Annotated in this window: 12 protein-coding genes; 5 read left to right on the top strand and 7 right to left on the bottom strand. The window is 66.3% G+C overall.

The window, feature by feature from the left end; translation table 11 throughout:
• Positions 1 to 25 precede the first annotated feature (25 nt).
• Genes LRS53_RS03965 through LRS53_RS03955 form a run of 3 tightly spaced genes read right to left on the bottom strand, consistent with a single transcriptional unit; the run spans position 26 to position 4,246 of the window.
• Positions 26 to 1,303 (bottom strand): NAD(P)/FAD-dependent oxidoreductase, encoded by a 1,278-nt coding sequence (locus LRS53_RS03965; protein ID WP_231355009.1) that lies wholly within the window; start codon positions 1,301 to 1,303, stop codon positions 26 to 28.
• Between the two features lie 55 nt (positions 1,304 to 1,358).
• On the bottom strand, positions 1,359 to 2,852 hold the full coding sequence (locus tag LRS53_RS03960) for an aldehyde dehydrogenase (protein WP_231355008.1): 1,494 nt from the start codon (positions 2,850 to 2,852) through the stop codon (positions 1,359 to 1,361).
• An 11-nt stretch (positions 2,853 to 2,863) separates the two neighbouring features.
• Positions 2,864 to 4,246, bottom strand: a complete 1,383-nt coding sequence (locus LRS53_RS03955) for a glutamine synthetase family protein (RefSeq protein WP_017641332.1) — start codon at positions 4,244 to 4,246, stop codon at positions 2,864 to 2,866.
• Positions 4,247 to 4,449: 203 nt separating this feature from the next.
• Here LRS53_RS03955 and LRS53_RS03950 point away from each other — a divergent pair, with 203 nt between their 5' ends.
• The gene (locus LRS53_RS03950) at positions 4,450 to 5,337 is read left to right on the top strand and encodes a LysR family transcriptional regulator (RefSeq protein ID WP_231355007.1); all 888 of its coding nucleotides are present in this window, start codon (positions 4,450 to 4,452) and stop codon (positions 5,335 to 5,337) included.
• Between the two features lie 296 nt (positions 5,338 to 5,633).
• A complete protein-coding gene (locus LRS53_RS03945) occupies positions 5,634 to 5,846 on the top strand; it encodes a hypothetical protein (RefSeq protein ID WP_017641334.1) in 213 nt (70 codons plus the stop codon).
• A 217-nt stretch (positions 5,847 to 6,063) separates the two neighbouring features.
• Here the strand turns inward: LRS53_RS03945 and LRS53_RS03940 are convergent, their stop codons facing one another.
• Both LRS53_RS03940 and LRS53_RS03935 read right to left on the bottom strand, forming a co-directional pair.
• Complete coding sequence (locus tag LRS53_RS03940) at positions 6,064 to 7,866, bottom strand: ABC transporter ATP-binding protein (protein ID WP_231355006.1); 1,803 nt, start codon at positions 7,864 to 7,866, stop codon at positions 6,064 to 6,066.
• An 85-nt stretch (positions 7,867 to 7,951) separates the two neighbouring features.
• Positions 7,952 to 9,259 (bottom strand): ATP-binding protein, encoded by a 1,308-nt coding sequence (locus LRS53_RS03935; protein WP_231355005.1) that lies wholly within the window; start codon positions 9,257 to 9,259, stop codon positions 7,952 to 7,954.
• A 492-nt stretch (positions 9,260 to 9,751) separates the two neighbouring features.
• On the opposite strand from LRS53_RS03935, the gene LRS53_RS03930 reads away from it, so the two are divergent.
• The 3 genes from LRS53_RS03930 to LRS53_RS03920 all read left to right on the top strand — a co-directional run bounded on the left by LRS53_RS03930 (position 9,752) and on the right by LRS53_RS03920 (position 12,292).
• Complete coding sequence (locus LRS53_RS03930) at positions 9,752 to 11,209, top strand: efflux transporter outer membrane subunit (RefSeq protein ID WP_231355004.1); 1,458 nt, start codon at positions 9,752 to 9,754, stop codon at positions 11,207 to 11,209.
• Between the two features lie 110 nt (positions 11,210 to 11,319).
• Positions 11,320 to 11,535: a hypothetical protein gene (locus LRS53_RS03925; RefSeq protein ID WP_160922692.1), complete on the top strand. Its 216-nt coding sequence runs from the start codon at positions 11,320 to 11,322 to the stop codon at positions 11,533 to 11,535.
• Positions 11,536 to 11,875: 340 nt separating this feature from the next.
• The gene (locus LRS53_RS03920) at positions 11,876 to 12,292 is read left to right on the top strand and encodes an NUDIX hydrolase (RefSeq protein WP_231355003.1); all 417 of its coding nucleotides are present in this window, start codon (positions 11,876 to 11,878) and stop codon (positions 12,290 to 12,292) included.
• 86 nt (positions 12,293 to 12,378) lie between these two features.
• Here LRS53_RS03920 and LRS53_RS03915 read toward each other — a convergent pair whose 3' ends face one another.
• Together LRS53_RS03915 and LRS53_RS03910 are read right to left on the bottom strand one after the other, a co-directional pair.
• A complete protein-coding gene (locus tag LRS53_RS03915) occupies positions 12,379 to 14,826 on the bottom strand; it encodes a YbcC family protein (RefSeq protein ID WP_231355002.1) in 2,448 nt (815 codons plus the stop codon).
• A complete protein-coding gene (locus tag LRS53_RS03910) occupies positions 14,823 to 16,349 on the bottom strand; it encodes an NADH-quinone oxidoreductase subunit L (RefSeq protein ID WP_231355001.1) in 1,527 nt (508 codons plus the stop codon). Before LRS53_RS03910 ends, LRS53_RS03915 begins: the two co-directional genes overlap by 4 nt.
• Between the last annotated feature and the right edge of the window lie 80 nt (positions 16,350 to 16,429).

Here is a 16,429-nt window from a genome sequence, read left to right as displayed (position 1 = left end):
GCCTGGATCAGGCGGGCGGACAGGGTCAGATACCGAGGCGATCGCGCAGCTGGTAGTAGGTCGCGCCCAGCGCGGTGAAGGGCACGCGCAGGAGTTGCCCGCCCGGGAAGGGATAGTGCGGCAGGCCGGCGAAGGCATCGAAGCGCTCGGCCTGGCCGCGCAGGGCCTCGGCCAGCACCTTGCCCGCCAGGTGGGTATAGGTGACGCCGTGGCCACTGCAGCCCTGGGAGTAGTAGATGTTGTCGCCGAGACGCCCCACCTGGGGCAATCGCGACAGCGTCAGCAGGAAGTTGCCGGTCCAGGTGAAGTCGATCTTCACGTCCTTGAGCTGCGGGAAGGTCTGCAGCATCTTCGGCCGGATGATCGCCTCGATGTCGGCCGGATCCCGCGCGCCATAGACCACGCCGCCGCCATAGATCAGCCGGCGATCGGCGCTGAGGCGGAAGTAGTCGAGCAGGTAGTTGCAGTCCTCCACGCAATAGTCCTGGGGCAGCAGGCTGCGCGCCATGTCCTCGGACAGCGGCTCGGTGGCGAGCACCTGGGTGCCGCAGGGCATGGACTTGGCAGCCAGTTCCGGCACCAGTCCGCCCAGGTAGGCGTTGCCGGCCACCACCACGAAGCGCGCCTTCACCTGGCCATTGGCGGTATGCACCACGGGGTTGGCACCGCGGTCGATACGGGTGGCGGCGCTCTGCTCATAGAGCTTGCCGCCCAGGGAGGCCACCGCCGCCGCCTCGCCCAGGGCCAGGTTGAGCGGATGGATATGGCCGCCGCTCATGTCCAGCAGGCCGCCCAGATAGCGATCGGTGCCGACCACTTCGCCGATGCCGGCCTTGTCGAGCAGGTGCAGCTGGGTATGGCCATAGCGCTCCCAGAGCTTCTTCTGAGCTTCCAGGTGGCCGAGCTGCTTGCCGGTCAGGGCGGCGAAGACGCCGCCGTCCTTGAGATCGCACTGGATGTCGTAGCGGGCGATGCGCTCGCGAATGATGCGCCCGCCTTCGAAAGCCATCTCGCCCAGCAGTTGCGCCTGCTTGGGTGGCAACTGACGCTCGATGGCATCGATGTCGCGGCTGTAGCTGTTGACGATCTGACCGCCATTGCGCCCCGAGGCGCCGAAGCCGACCCGCGCCGCCTCCAGCACCGTCACGCTGAAGCCGTGCTCCAGCAGGAACAGCGCGGTGGAAAGTCCCGTGTAACCGGCGCCGATGACGCAGACATCGGTCTCGACACTGCCATGCAGCGCCGGGTATTCGGTGTGGAGGTTACGCGAAGCCGCGTAGTAGCTGCCGACGTGTTGTTGCATGGTGAGATTCCTCTGCTTGCGACTCCGGCGGCTGCGCCGGAATCGCCGCGCCTGTTCAGAGCTTGATCCAGGTCGCCTTGAGTTCGGTGTATTTGTCGAAGGCGTGCAGCGACTTGTCGCGTCCGTTGCCGGATTGCTTGAAGCCGCCGAAGGGCGCCGTCATGTCGCCGCCATCATACTGGTTGACCCAGACGCTGCCCGCACGCAAGGCCCGCGCCACGCGATGGGCACGGGAGATATCCCGCGTCCAGACGGCCGCGGCCAGGCCATAGGGGGTGTCGTTGGCGATGCGCACGGCCTCTTCTTCATCCTCGAAGTCGATCACCGCCAGCACCGGGCCGAAAATCTCTTCCCGGGCGATGCGCATGGCGTTGTCCACCCCTTCGAAGATCGTCGGGGTCACGTAGCTGCCACCGGTCTCGGTCAGGGCGCGCGCGCCGCCGCTCACCAGCCGGGCACCCTCGGCGCGGCCCGCTTCGATGAAACCCAGCACGGTGCGCAGATGGCCTTCGTCCACCAGGGCGCCGACGCGGGTGCTGGGGTCCAGCGCATGGCCGGGCGCCCAGGCCTGCAGCGCCTCCGCCACCAAGGCCAGGAAACGCTCCTTGATCGAGCGCTCGACCAGCAGCCGGGAGCCGGCCACGCAGACCTCGCCCTGGTTGAAGGCGATGGCCGCCGCGGCCGCTTCGGCAGCGGCCACCAGATCCGGGGCATCGGCGAAGACGATATTGGGACTCTTGCCGCCCGCCTCCAGCCAGACCCGCTTCATGTTCGATTCGCCGGCATAGACCAAGAGTTGCTTGGCGATGCGGGTGGAGCCGGTAAAGACCAGGGTGTCGACATCCGCATGCAGCGCCAGCGCCTGGCCGACGGTATGGCCATAGCCGGGCAGCACGTTGAACACCCCTGCCGGGATGCCGGCTTCCAGCGCCAGCCCCGCGATGCGGATGGCGGTCAGCGGCGACTTCTCGGAAGGCTTGAGGATCACCGAATTGCCGGTCGCCAGCGCCGGGCCCAGCTTCCAGCAGGCCATCATCAAGGGGAAGTTCCAGGGCACGATGGCCGCGACCACCCCCACCGGTTCGCGGGTCACCAGGCCGAGCTGGTCGCGCGGCGTGGGCGCCACCTCGTCATAGACCTTGTCGATGGCCTCGGCGCTCCAGCGGATGGCATTGGCCGCCGCCGGAACGTCGATACCCAGGGCATCGCCGATGGGCTTGCCCATGTCCAGGGTTTCCAGCAGGGCCAGCTCCTCGGCGTTCGCCAGCAGCAGATCGGCGAAGGCGATCAGCACGCGCTTGCGCTGCGCCGGTGCCTGGTGCGCCCAGTCACCCCGCACGAAGCTGGCCCGTGCGGCCTGTACAGCCACTTCGGCATCCTCGGCCATGCAACTGGCCACCCGCGCCAGGTGACGACCATCCACCGGGCTCAGGTCGTCGAAGACGGCGCCGCCCAGGGCGGCCTGATAGCGGCCGTCGATGAAGGCGCGGGATTCGACGGTCAATGCCTGGGCGCGCCGCTCCCAGTCCTGTCGTGTCAGCACGGTCATGATTGCGCCTCCTAGACGGTATGCAGATACCAGTTGTATTCGAGATCGGAGATGGTGGTCTCGAACTCCTCCAGCTCGGCTTCCTTGCAGGCGACGAAGATGTCGATGTACTCGGGGCTGATGTACTGGTTCATCACCGCGCTGTCGTCCAGGCGGCGCAGGGCGTCGCGCAGGTTGTTCGGCAGGCTCTGTTCGAGCTGCTCGTAGGAGTTGCCACTGACCGGCGCGCAGGGTTCGAGTTGCTGGGTCATGCCGTGATGAATGCCGGCCAGGATCGAGGCCATCATCAGATAGGGATTGGCGTCGGCGCCGGCGACCCGGTGTTCGATGCGGATCGCCTCGCTGCTGCCGGTGGGTACGCGCACCGCCACGGTACGGTTATCCAGGCCCCAGCTCGGGGCGTTGGGCACATAGAACTGGGCGCCGAAGCGGCGATAGGAATTGACGTTTGGACAGAGGAAGGCCATGGACGCCGGCAGGGTTTCCAGGATGCCGGCGATGGCATGGCGCAGCGGCGCGTGGTGCTCGGGATCCTCGGTGGCGAAGATGTTCTGTCCGGTCTGCTTGTCCAGCAGCGAGATGTGCACGTGCAGGCCGTTGCCGGCCTGGCCGGGATAGGGCTTGGCCATGAAGGTGGAATCCATCTCATGGTCGTAGGCGATGTTCTTGATCAGCCGCTTGAGCAGCACCGCGTAGTCGCAAGCCTTGATGGCGTCCTCGACGTGATGCAGGTTGACCTCGAATTGTGCCGGCGCGGATTCCTTGACGATGGCATCGGCCGGCAGTCCCTGCTCCTTGGCGCCTTCGAGCATGTCCTGCAGGCAATCCACGTATTCGTCCAGGTCGTCGATCAGATAGACCTGGGTCGAGACTGGTCGCTTGCCGGAGATCGGCGAGCGCGGCGGCTGCGGCCGGCCGTTCACGTTCTCCTGGTCGATCAGGTAGAACTCCAGCTCGAAGGCGGCGCAGATGGTCAGTCCCAGGTCATCGAATTTCTTCACCACCCGGCGCAGCACCTCGCGCGGATCGGCGAAGAACGGCGAGCCGTCCTGCTCGTGCATGGTCATCAGCAACTGCGCGGTCGGGCGCTTCTGCCAGGGCTCGTAGCTCAGGGTACCGGGGATGGGAAAGCAGGTGCGGTCGGCATCGCCGATGTGCAGGCCCAGGCCGGTGCTTTCCACCGTGGAGCCGTTGATATCCAGGGCGAACAGCGAGGCCGGCAGATTGATGCCGCGCTCATAGACCTTGGAGAGACTGGCCCGCTCGACGCGCTTGCCCCGGATGACGCCGTTCATGTCGGTGATCAACAGATCGACGTACTGGATCTCGGGGTGCTCCTTGAGAAAGCCGTTGGCTTCGGTGAGCTGGACGACGCGGGGGGATATCGAATTCATGGGAGGCATCCTTGACGCTGGCCCGCTTCGTTGTGCTTGCTCGTGCGGGTCTGGCAGCGTGGCTGTGGGCGGTGGTCGCTGCAGGCGCCGACCCCGTCTGCCAAGGTCCGCCCTCCCACCTGATTGCCCTCGCGGGGCTGGGCCAGTATAAATTGGCATGAGCGCAACCCATATCGGCGAATCGGCAAAGGAAGAATGCACGGATGCAATATCAAATAGGCCATGCCGATCTCAAGCTGATCCTCGCCCTGGTGCGTGGCCGGACCCTGGCCCGAGCGGCCGAGCAGTTGCAGGTGGATGTCTCCACGGTGTTTCGCGCCATCCGCAAGCTCGAAGCCAATCTGCAGGTCGCGCTGTTCGACAAGACCCGGCGTGGCTACACCCCCACCCAGAGCGCCAAGGCGCTCGCCGAACAGGCCGAGCGTGCCGAACAGGCCCTGGAAGCGGCGCGGATCGCCCTCACCCAGGGCGAGAACGTCATCAGTGGCACCGTCCGCCTGACCTGCACCGACGCCGTGCTGCGCAGCCTGCTCTTGCCGGGCCTGGCCGAACTCATGCCGCGCTATCCGGCGGTCGCCCTGGAAGTGGCCACCTCCAACACCTTCGCCAGCCTGAGTCGGCGGGATGCGGATATCGCCCTGCGCCTGTCGAACGCCCCGCCCGAACACCTGATCGGCCGGCGGCTCGGTCGCAGCTCCTACTTCGTTTGCGGCCACGAGCGCTATCGCAGCGGCTATGGGCAGTTGGCCACTGAATTGCCCTGGATCGCCCCGGACGACTCCCTGGCCGATCACGTCTCGGTCACCTGGTTGCGGCAGGCCTATCCCAGCCTCACCCCGCGCTATCGCTGCAGCAGCATGTCCTCGGTCGGCAGCCTGGTAGGTGCCGGTCTTGGCGTGGCCGCCCTCCCCGACTTCATGATCAGCAGCCTGGACGGCGTCGAACGCCTGGGTCCGGCGCTGCCAGGCTGCGACACCGATATCTGGCTGCTGACCCGCCCGGACAATCTGTCGCTGCGCTCGGTGCAGATCCTCTTCGATGAGCTGGCGAATCTATTGAAAACCCGGATAGCGGATGTTTGCCAGGCCTGAAGCGAAGCGCTCGTTCGTCGGCTTTAATGGCGACTTACCGGTAACTTTCCCAGTACCGCGTTCCACCCGAACACCCTTTGAACAGAAGTTTTAACGAATTTTTCACGCATTCTTGACGAGCTTTTTGAAGTTAAGGTCATCAACGCGACCTAACGCTTTCAAGTGCTCTGCAGACACGCGGAGTCAAGTACGGAAAGTGCTGTTTCCAGGTAGGCCGTCGGCGACGAATTGCCTTAAAAAACAAGCCGGTTAGGCGATATCGAGAGTCATGGTGGTCAACTTCCACGGAGACAACGATGAGCAGCCGCTTCGCCATACCCGATAACCCCGATCGCGATTGTCTGTTGAACATTCACCGGCTTCTCACCTTGAGAATCGATCAACTGCGCAATGTCGATATGGGCAGCTCGCAACTGCAGGAGATTCTCTTCCAGTTCGAAGCCCTGACGGCAGAAACCATCCAACTGGTCGAGGAAGTCGCCGTGAGACTGGCGACCGAGGCGCATTAGCGGCCAGCGGCCGCAGCGTTCCGGGGCAGTGAAGTGTCCGGCGCGATCCCGCATTCGCCACCACCTGCTCTGCTCGGAAGCGCGCTGGCTGGAGGGATTTGCGTCCAGCGAGGAATGAGGACCCCAGGTCGGGATGCACCTGCGGGAAGCCTGTCGGGCGATAGATTGCAGGCAGCTCCTCCGCCCAGGGCATTCAGGCATTCAGGCATTCAGGCATTCAGGCATTCAGGGCCATGGCCGCATACAGGCCATCCTGCCTGACCAGTTCTTCGTGAGTGCCCTGCTCCACCAGTTGCCCAGCCTGGATGACCAGAATCCGATCCGCCTGCCTGACGGTGCTGAGGCGGTGGGCGATGGAGATCAGGGTCCGCGGCCCTTGCAACGAAGCCAGGGCCGCAGCCATCGCCGCCTGGGTGCTGCTGTCCAGGGCGCTGGTCGCTTCATCCAGGAGGATGATCGGCGGATCGCGCAGCAGCATGCGGGCGAGGGACAGACGTTGGCGCTCGCCGCCGGACAATTGATAGCCCCGGTCACCGACTCCGGCCCCCAGCCCCTCGGGAAGCCCGCGCACCGTGGCATCAAGCTGCGCCCTTTCCAGCGCCCACCAGAGTTCCGCCTCGCTCGCGTCGGGCTTGGCGAAGCGCAGGTTGGCCTCGATGCTGGCGTTGAGCAGGAAGGTATCCTGGGTCACGATGCCGACCAGGCTGGCCAGCGTCGCGAAGCTCAGCTCGCGGATATCGATGCCGTCGTAGCGGATACGCCCCCGATCGGCGTCGTACAGGCGCGCGAGGAGATAGGAGATGGTGGTCTTGCCAGAGCCGGTGGGGCCAACCAGCGCCGTGTGCTTTCCGGCCGGTATCTCGAACGTCAGATCCTTGAGTACAGCGCGATCGCCATAGGCGAAGCTCACGTTCTCGAAACGGATGCCTCGCTGGAAATCCTGCCGCGCAAGAGTCGTCGGTGAGCTCGCCTCGACGACCGTCGCCGGCGTATCCAGGTAGCTGAACACCCGCGCCAGCAAGGCGCGTCCCTTGGCGAATTCGATCCGCGTTTCAAAGATCTCCAGCAGCGGCCAGAGCAATTGCTCCTGCAAGGCGATAAAGGCCACCAGGGTGCCAATGGACACCTGCAGCCCCAGGCCGATGAACAGACCGCCGCCCAGGAAGGTCAGCGCCGGCAGGAGATCCAGCGCCAGGAAGACGAGCGCGAATTCCCATTGTCCCGCCGTGCTGGCCTGGGTTTCCAGGCGCGCCAGCTGCGCGGAGTCACGCTGAAAGCGCTGCACGAGATAGTGCACGCGGCCCAGGGTACGCGACAGGATGATGCCGCCGGCCGACAGGGACTCGGCGATGTTGGCAGAAAGGTCAGCCACCTGTTCCTGTTGCCGGTAGGTCACCCGCTCCCGCAGCTGGGCGACGCGGCCATTGATCCAGACCAGCAAGGGAATGACGGCGAAGGAGACACACGCCAGGCGCCAGTCCAGCAGCAGCATCGCCACCAGGGTCGCCGCCACGACGCTCAGGTGCTTCGCCAGATCCGTGGCGGAGTGGGTCAACAGGGTCTGCAGACCGGCGATGTCGCTGGACAGGCGTGCCTGCACTTCGCCCGCACGGGTACCGGCGAAAAACGCCAGCGAGAGGTTCTGCAGGTGGCCGTACAGGCGGGTCCGCAGGTCGTGCATGACGCTCTGGCCCACCCGAATCGCGACATAGGTCTGGGTCAGGTTGGCGATGGCATTGAACAGCGCCACCCCGACCAGACCCGCGGCCAGATAGACCAGCAGCGTCAGGTCCTTCGCCGGCAAGGCATCGTCGACGATGCTGCGGATCAGGAAGGGACTGATCACGCCGCTGATCCCGGCGACCGCGATCAGCAATACCACCAGCACCAGTGCGGCCCGATGTGGAGCCAGTAGCTCGAGAACTCGCGCGAACGTGACATGCCGCCTGGCCAGGTCGCCATAGTCGTCGAGGATCTCGGTTTCAGCCGGCGATGGTGGGGAAGAAGAGGAACTGGACATTTGCGTGCTTTCAGGTCGGTCAGAGGAAGGAGCGGACTCGGGTCCGCGTCATCGGGTGCCAAGGAAGCCTTGGGCTGTCTAGGGGTCAGGACGCGAGGGCGTCGGTCAGCCGGATGTCAAAGCGCGCGCCGCCTCTTTCGCTTTGCGTCAGCGCCAACTGCCCGCCCTGCTTTTCTATGGCGCGACGGCTGATCGACAGCCCCAGGCCGAAGCCTCCGGTGGCGCGATCCCGACTGCGATCCAGGCGATAGAAGGGCTCGAACACCCGCTCCCGCTCGCCCGGCGGAATACCCTCGCCATCGTCCTCGACGGTGATCAGCAGGTTGTCGGCGTCGCGGCGAACGGTCAGCCAGACCCCACGCTGGCAATAGCGCAGGGCATTGCCAATCAGGTTCTGCAACGCGCGGGCCGTGAGTCTTGGTGCCAAGAGGGCTTGCTCGGGCGCAGCGGCCATGTCCAGGCTCAGGGTGACGCCACGCCTTTCCTGTTCCTCGCTGAAATCCGCCAGGACACTGTCCAGGAAGGCACCGAGCGTGAGTGCTTGACGCTCGGGTGGCTGCTGACTGGACTGCAACCGCGCGTAGGAAAGCAGCTCGTTCACCAGCGCATCCAGTTCGCGGACGTGGCGAATCTGCTGCTCCAGCTGTCGCTGTGTTTCAGCGGGCAGCGGGTCGGCCTGCAACAGTGCCAGGCCGAACTCCAGACGGGACAGGGGCGTGCGCAGCTCATGGGAGACCGCATTGAGCAGATCGCGCTGCTGGACGATCAGGGTTTCGAGGTCCTGGGCCATGTCATCGAAGGCCCGCGCCAGCTGGCCGATGTCCGAGCGCGGCGAGATCGCGGTACGCTCCTGCAAATGCCCTTTGCCCAGGCGCGCCGCCGTGCGCCTGAGCCGCTCCAGATCGCGCCAGTGCGGCCGCAGCCAGACATACAGACAGATGAGCAGCGCCGCCCCGATCAGGGCGTTCATGGCCCAATAGGTCAGGGCTATGTCGGTCGGAACCTCGGCGAAGCCGACCCAGAGGACGTGCCCGCCCGGCAGGGGGATCAGGGCGACGCTGGGATCGCCATCGTCGGTCAGGCGGACGCGCCGCTCGCCCTTGGCCAAACGGTGGCGCTCGGCGCTCGTCAACCGAGCATCGGTCTGCAGCCCCAGCTGCAAGGTGACGGGCGCGATGTCGGCGTTCAGCTCAGCCAGCAGCGCCGGCCAACGAGAGATCGGCGTCTCCACGAAGGTCCGCTCCACCAGTTTCAGTGGGCCATGCATCTGCTCCAGACTGACGCGACTATAGCGATCACTGAACATCTGCTGCAGGGCTTCCGGGACCAGATAGCTGGCTGCGCCATAGGTCACCAGCAGCACGCAATAGAGCCTAATCAGGATCTTGAACATCTAGGCGGACCCGACGCCGCGGCGCGGTCGTCCCTGCTGCGAGACCCATCCGGCCCGTTTTGCCAGCCTGAACGACGGCCAGCGCGAACGGTAGGCGGCGCCTTCCTGGCGCTGACCAGGCAGGAGCACGAGCGTGCTTTGGCGACGCTGATCGGTGGCCATCGGCGCGGCCGAGGCGGCGACGGTTTCGACGCGAAAAAAGGGTTTCACAGGTAGGTCCCAGGGCAAGCAGGCGGCGAGCATAACGGAGCGCCAAGCCCTCAAGGGCAGCCCTTAACACTCTTTCACAAGAGACCTACAGACCTTTACAAGGCAGCCCGGGCGCGCCCTCTACCATAGCGTTCTCCATGAGGACGCCCGATGTTTCACTACCCACTCTTCCCTTCCAGCCACTCCGAAAAAAAGCGGATCCTGGTGCCATCGCACGCCTTGGCTCGGCCCTGCCGCCCAGCCCTGCCCTGGAGCGAACAGCTCACGGCAAGCAGGCTCGTCATGACTGGAGTAACCGTCCTCGCCCTGAGTGGCCTGCTCGCGGGCTGCTCCCTGGCACCCCTCCATGAACGACCGCAGGCGCCGGTCCCGGAGCGCTATCCCGTGCTGACGGCGTCCTCGGACCTGTCACCGGACCGCCAGGGTCTGTTCGCCGACCCGCACCTGCGCGCCTTGATCGATCAGGCCTTGGAAGGAAACCGGGATCTGCGACTGGTCGTGCTGGATATCCAGGAAGCGCGCGCCCGCTATCGCATCAGCCGTGCCGACCTCATGTTCGAACTGGGTGCCACCGCCAGCCGGACGCGGGAACGGACTCAGAGCCTGGATAGCGCCTCGCGTACCGGCCAGGAGCGAAGCGGCAGCCAGACGGCCAACCGATACAGCGTCGGGTTGGGTACCAACGCCTACGAACTGGACCTGTTCGGCAGGCTGAGAAACCTGCGTGATGCCGCTCTGGACGAGTACCTGGCCCAACGCGAGACGCGCAGCGCGGTGGAGCTGTCGCTGATCGCCGAGGTGGCGACGGCCTATCTGAATCAGCGCGCCCTGGATGAGAGACTGCTCGTGAGTCGCAGTACTCTGGAAAGTCGCCAGCGAGGCCTCGCCCTGATCGAACAGCGCCATGCCGCCGGCGTGAGTTCGGCGCTGGACCTGGCCCAGGCTCAAACGGCGCTAGAGACCACCGAAGCCGATCTCGCCGTCCTGGAACGGAGTCGGGCACAGGCGGACAACAGCCTGCGCCTGCTGCTCGGCGGAGAGCCGCGCAGCGACCTGTCCCCGCCCTTGCCGCTTGCGCGCCAGGGTCTCGACCTGCCCGTCCCGGCGGGCTTGCCCTCTGACCTGCTGCAACGCCGTCCGGACATTCGTGCGGCCGAGTACCGCCTGCGTGCGGCCAACGCCAACATCGGCGCCGCTCGGGCTGCCTTCTTCCCGCGCATCACCCTGACGGCCAGCGCCGGCTACCTGAGTTCCGATCTGAACGGCCTGTTCAACCTCGGCAATCAGGTGTGGAGCTTCGTCCCTCAATTGCAGGTACCGCTGTTCGACGGCGGTCGCAACCGCGCCAACCTGGACCTGGCGGAGGTGCGGCGCGATCAGGATATCGCTCGCTACGAGAAGAGCATCCAGGTCGCCTTTCGCGAGGTAGCCGATCAACTCGGTGCGGAGGCGCCCCTGAGACGGCAGCTCGCGGCCCAGCAGCGCCTGCATGACATCACCGCGCGCAGTGTCGAACTGGCGAGCGAGCGCTATCGGCAGGGGCTGGACAACTACCTGAATCTGCTCGACAGCCAGCGCAGCCTCTACCAGGCCGATAACGCCCTGATCGAAACCCGGCTGCAACTGATGATCGCCCACGTCGAGCTGTTCCGCGCACTGGGAGGCGCGTGGGAGCGGAGCGGCGGAGCGGATCTAGCCGCTTCACCCGCTGCGACCCCGTCGCCCATGGCCTCGCGTTAACACTTGTTTACCGGCCTTCATGAGGTTTTACACGGGCCCTTCTGCAGCTCGATATCCTGAATTCCAGGCGCCCATCCACCGGATGCGCGTTCGCACAAAAGGAGACGCCAGTGAGGCACGTCGTAAAAAGCATTGGCTTCATCGCCATGATACTGGGCGGGGTGGCCGTACTCGTGGGGTGGCTCATAGACCCCACCGTCGCCTTGAACAACGGCATAAAGCTGGTTTCGATAAAGCGCGAGTTCCTGCAAACCGACTTCTTTCTCTGGGGCGCCATGTTGTTTGCCGCCGGCTTCAATGGCTATTCCCTGCATACCGATCTGTGAGACCGACGCGACCTTTCCTTTCGTTGATCCACGGGAAAACGTCTCCGCTCCCAGGACATTTCACGAGCCTTGGCTAATGCTCGCTTTCAGCGTCTCTATGACTCTGCTGCTGGCCTGCCTCTCCGCCATGCTCGGCCTGGTCGACCTCGACGAACCCGACGCGATACCTGCCCATGAGCCTGTTGCCCACAGGCAAGCCGTTCAAGATCCTGTTCGATGCCCTCGACCTCTGACAGCCACCACAGGCCCTCGCGAGCAGGCTGAGCCAGGATCGCCGCCAGTTGCCTTTCCGCCCGTCTCCCGGCACGGTGACCCGCCCACCTAGTCCGGAACGCTCACCTTGACCCCTACCCTGCACATCGCCGCCGCCATCCTCCTGAACGACCGCCAGCAGGTGCTGCTGGTGCGCAAGCGGGGCACCACCGCCTTCATGCAACCGGGCGGCAAGGTGGACCAGGGGGAGCAACCCCTGGAGGCCCTGATCCGCGAACTGGAAGAAGAGCTTGGCCTGGTCATCACGCCGGACGCCGCGACCTTTCTTGGCAACTACCAGGCGCCGGCCGCCAATGAACCCGGCTTCAGGGTCGATTGCGCGCTGTATCAGGTAGCCATGGGCGCGCAAGATCAGCCGCTGCCGGCCGCCGAAATCGAAGAGGCGCTATGGGTAGCGGTAGACGAGCCCGGCGCTCTGCCGCTGGCGCCCCTGACCGGCGAGGTGATCTGGCCCTTGCTGCAGCGGCAGCTGCTGAGCCACTAGCAATCGACCTCGGTCAGGCCCGACCGCGCCGCAACCGCCCTGCCAGAGTGGCCTGAGGCATCAGGCCGCTCTGGCAGCGATAGGCGTCAGACTTCCGGTAACGGCCGCCACCCTCCCGCCGTACGCAGCTCGAGGCAGGCCGGCTGGCCATCCAGGCGCAACAGGTGCAGCCAGCCATTGCGCACCAGATCGCGCACCACGGCATGGTTGGCGATCACCTGATCGATCATGGCGCGCGGCGCCTCGATCACCACGTGCAGCCGTAGCGGACGATGCATCCACTGCTGACCGTCGTGCAGCGACTGGCGCGCCAGACCGATGCGCAGGTCGCCGCCGTTGCCCTCGAACACCCCGATATGGCCGCCCACTACGTTGTGCAGCAGCTTGTTGCCACTGCCGAAGCGCAGGTTGTCGGTGGTCGAGGTGAAGTACTGCAGGTTGATCCAGTGGGCCACCACCATGGGTGCGGTCATGATCAGCTCTAGTACCTTGCCCCCTGCGTCCTGCCGCCAGTCGTAGTCGTGCAGGAAGGCGCGGCCCTGCAGATCCACCGCGCGGGTGCGTGCCCGCGGCGCGGCGATGAAGGCGGCGTTGCCGGCCAATCCCCATTCCGGCCGGGTCTGCGCCCAGTCGCGGGCGCGCCGCCGCAGCCGTCCGAGCAACTTGGCCGGCTGCTCCTGCAGCGGCGCCAGGCCCAGGGTGCTGGCCCGTTGCCGACGCACTTCGGCGCTCGCTCCGTCCAGGGCTGCCCGCAGGCGTTGCCAGCTGGGCTGGAGCGCCGCAGGAAGCGCCGCATGACCAAAGACCTGCACCTCATCCGTCGTGGTGTTGTGCAGCCCGGCCAGTACCTGGCAGTGCGGCGGCAGGTCGAGGCCGCGCACCCGTAGCCCGATGCGGACCTCGGGATCGTTGAGCAGGCCGGCCAGCAGTCGCGCATTGATCTCGCCGCTCTGACCACAGCAGGCGCCGCAGTCCAGGCCTGCCGCCTGAGGATTGTTGGCGCTCTGGCTGCCATGGCCGACCAGTACCAGCAGAGGCGGCAGTTGTCCGCTGAGCCCCATGGCCTTGAGGATGCGCTCGGCCAAGTCGACCTGCTGGAGCCGCGACAGGGCCGGCAGCCGTGGTTGCAGCTGCTGCCGCTCGTGGCAGCGCCAGGCACTGAGTTCTGGCGACGGCGCACCACCGGTCAGGCCATAGGTCCGCCCCAACAGCGCCCCGGCATAGCCCAGCCCCACGCTCTCGACCAGGGTGAAGGTCGAGGCCGGCAGCCGCTCGAACAGCCGCCAGCGACCCTGACGGGCCAGGCGCTCCTGGCGCAGCTCTGCCAGTTGCCGATCCCGCTCGGCATCGCCACTGCCATCGCTCACCTGCAGCTGCGGCGCGAGTAGGCCCGGCAATTGCGGGCGCGTGGCCTGGGTACCCAGCGGGGTATAGGCGATGGGCAGGCCGAAGAAGCCGGCGAAACCGCCGGTCTCCAGCTCCGGGCACGTCTGCTCCAGGGCGCGTCTGAGCGGCTCGGAACGCACGTCGATGCAGAAGAACAGCTTGGCCAGCGGTGCCGTGGATGCGGCGGCGGGAGTGCTCTGGCACAGGGCCCGCTGCAGTTGCTCCTGCCAGGCCAGTTCGTCGGCGCGCTGCCACAGCTGCAACGCCCGCCAATTGGCCGAGGGCGCCTGCTGCGAGCGCTCCTGCCAGGCCGCCCGCCAGCTGTGCCAGCGGCTCCCGGCATCGCGCCGGCGATCATCCACTAGCCATTCCCAGGCCGCGCGGATGGCCAGCAGCTCCAGCAGCGTCTGGTCGTCCTCGCCCTGCAACCGGGCCTGCCAGCGCCGATAGGCGCACCAGGAGGCCCAGCCCAGGTTGCGCAACAGCAGGCAGTCGAACCAGGGGGCCCAGTCTTCCGCCGGCAAGCCCAGATGCTCGACCGCCGCCTCCAGGGCCGCCTCGGGTTGCAGTGGCAACTCGGCAATGCGCGGGTGTAGGTCGCGACAGGCGCTGAGCACGCTCAGACCCCGGTCGGCCAACAGACTGGCGCGCCAGGCCTGGTACAGCCCGGCACTGTCCGCCGGCCGCCAATCGGCCTGTTCGTGATCGAACCAGGCCGCGCAGCTCTGGCCGATCTGCTGGGTGATCAGCGCCGGCCAGCCCGGAAGCGGCACGCCTGGCTCGGCGAGATCCTCCAGCAGCGGCAGCCCCTGGCCGACCTCCGCGGGGGCGTTCAGTACCTCCAGCAGCCGTACCGGCGTGCAGGACGCCCCCTGCTCGGCCAGCGCCTGCTGCAGATGGCGCTCGGCGATGCGGCCGTCCTGCCAGGCCTGGCGATAGTCAGCGGTGTCCAGAGTCAGGCGGCTGCCGGCGCGTTGCCAGAGTTGCGCGGCGACGGTCTGCCAGGCCTGATCGCGCCGCTCCCACAGGGGGCTGACAGCGATCATGCGATCCAGCGGCCAGGTCGGCGCGATGCGCGCACAGGCCTGCCGGGCGGCCTCGTGCAGAGCTTGGTGCTTGAGGCTGGGAAGCGCTTCGAAGGCAGTCATGGGTGGTCTCCAAGGGTGGCGCTCAGGGGCTGGGGCGCACGCGCCGGCCACAGGCGGAAGGTCAGGCGGGTGAAGTGCTCGTCCAGGTAGAAGCCGGCAAAGGCCAGCGTGTAGAGGCGTTGCGCCAGAGCGCCGCGAGGCCGAGCCAGCAGCAGGCCCTGCAGCAGGTAAAGACCGACCAGCAGGCCCATCGCCAGCAGGGCCAGCGGCAGCGGCGCCTCGGCGAGGTGCTGGTCGAGGATCCAGCCGGCCGCCTGATGCCACAGCAGATAGGCGCCCAGCAGCAGGCCGAACATCAGCAGTCCGTGCGCCCACTGGCCGCGGCGCAGGCACCAGGGCGCCAGGCCGATCGCCAGCAGCGTCAGGGCCACCAGAGGCAGCTCATGGCGGGGCAGCAGCCAGGCCCAGAGCGCTTGCAGCAGGGTCAGCATCAGGGCGGCCACCAACAACGCGCGCAGCAGGCCGGCCAGGTCGAGCGCGGGTGCCTGGGGTTGCAGCGCCTGTTGCCGGGCATGGGCCACCGTCTCGCCCGCGGCCAGGAAGGCATGGGCCTTGTACAGCGAGTGGGCCAGCAGGTGCACCAGCGCCAGTTCGTACAGCCCCAGCCCGCATTCCAGCAGCATCAGACCCATCTGCGCGCAGGTCGACCAGGCCAGGCGGACCTTGATGCTGATGCGGGTCATCATCACCAGGGCCGCGAGGACCGCGGTCAGCCCCCCCACCAGCACCAGCAGGCTTTGCGCCGGTACGGCGGCGGAAAACAGCGGGGCGAAGCGCAGCAGCACGAACCCGCCGAGATTGACCACCCCGGCATGCAGCAGGGCCGAAACCGGCGTGGGGGCCTCCATCACCTGGATCAGCCAGCCATGCACCGGCAATTGCGCCGACTTGAGGATCACCGTCAGCGCCAGCAGCAGCGCCGCGCCCTGCAATTCCCAGCCGAGCGGACCACCCGCCTGCACCTGGGCCTCCACGGCGGCGAGGATCAGTGAGAGCTGGCTGCTCCCGCCCGCCTGTACCAATAGCAGGATCGCCAGCAGCAGGCTGACATCGGCCAGGCGACTGGCGATGAATTTCTTGTGGGCCGCCACCACGGCCTGAGGGCGCTCGCGGTAGAAGGTCAGCAGCTGGTGCAGGCACAGGCTGGACAGGATCCAGGCGCCTGCCAGCAGCAAGAAGTTATCGCTGGTGACCACCGTGGCCACCGCCGCCAGGGTGGCCAGCAGGGCGAGCACATAACGCCGCTGTCCTGGCTCTCCTTCCAGATAGCGCTGGGAGTACTCGATGATCACCAGCGCCAGCAGGCTGACGAGTCCGGCCATCGCCAGGCCGAGGCGATCGGGGTGCTGGGTTTCGAAGACCGCCTGTAGCCAGGCGGCAAGAACCAGCAAGACGCCCAGATAACCCGCGACACGAGCGGGCCGCCAGAATTGGCGAGGTGAAGCCAGAAAGGCCGCCGGCAACACCGCCAGGGCATAGACCCAGGGCAACAGTGGAGCCAGGGGAAACAGCGGGCTAGACATCGTGCACACTCCTTGAACACCAGAGGGCACCAGTTTCAGGATGTGTACGGATTATTTAAAATAGATTGATCATAACCTAA

It is taken from the genome of Pseudomonas sp. PLB05, assembly GCF_021106615.1.
GTDB lineage: Bacteria > Pseudomonadota > Gammaproteobacteria > Pseudomonadales > Pseudomonadaceae > Chryseomonas > Chryseomonas benzopyrenica.
The sequence above is the reverse complement of the archived record's forward strand: the minus strand, read 5'-3'. Positions and strand labels throughout refer to the sequence as shown.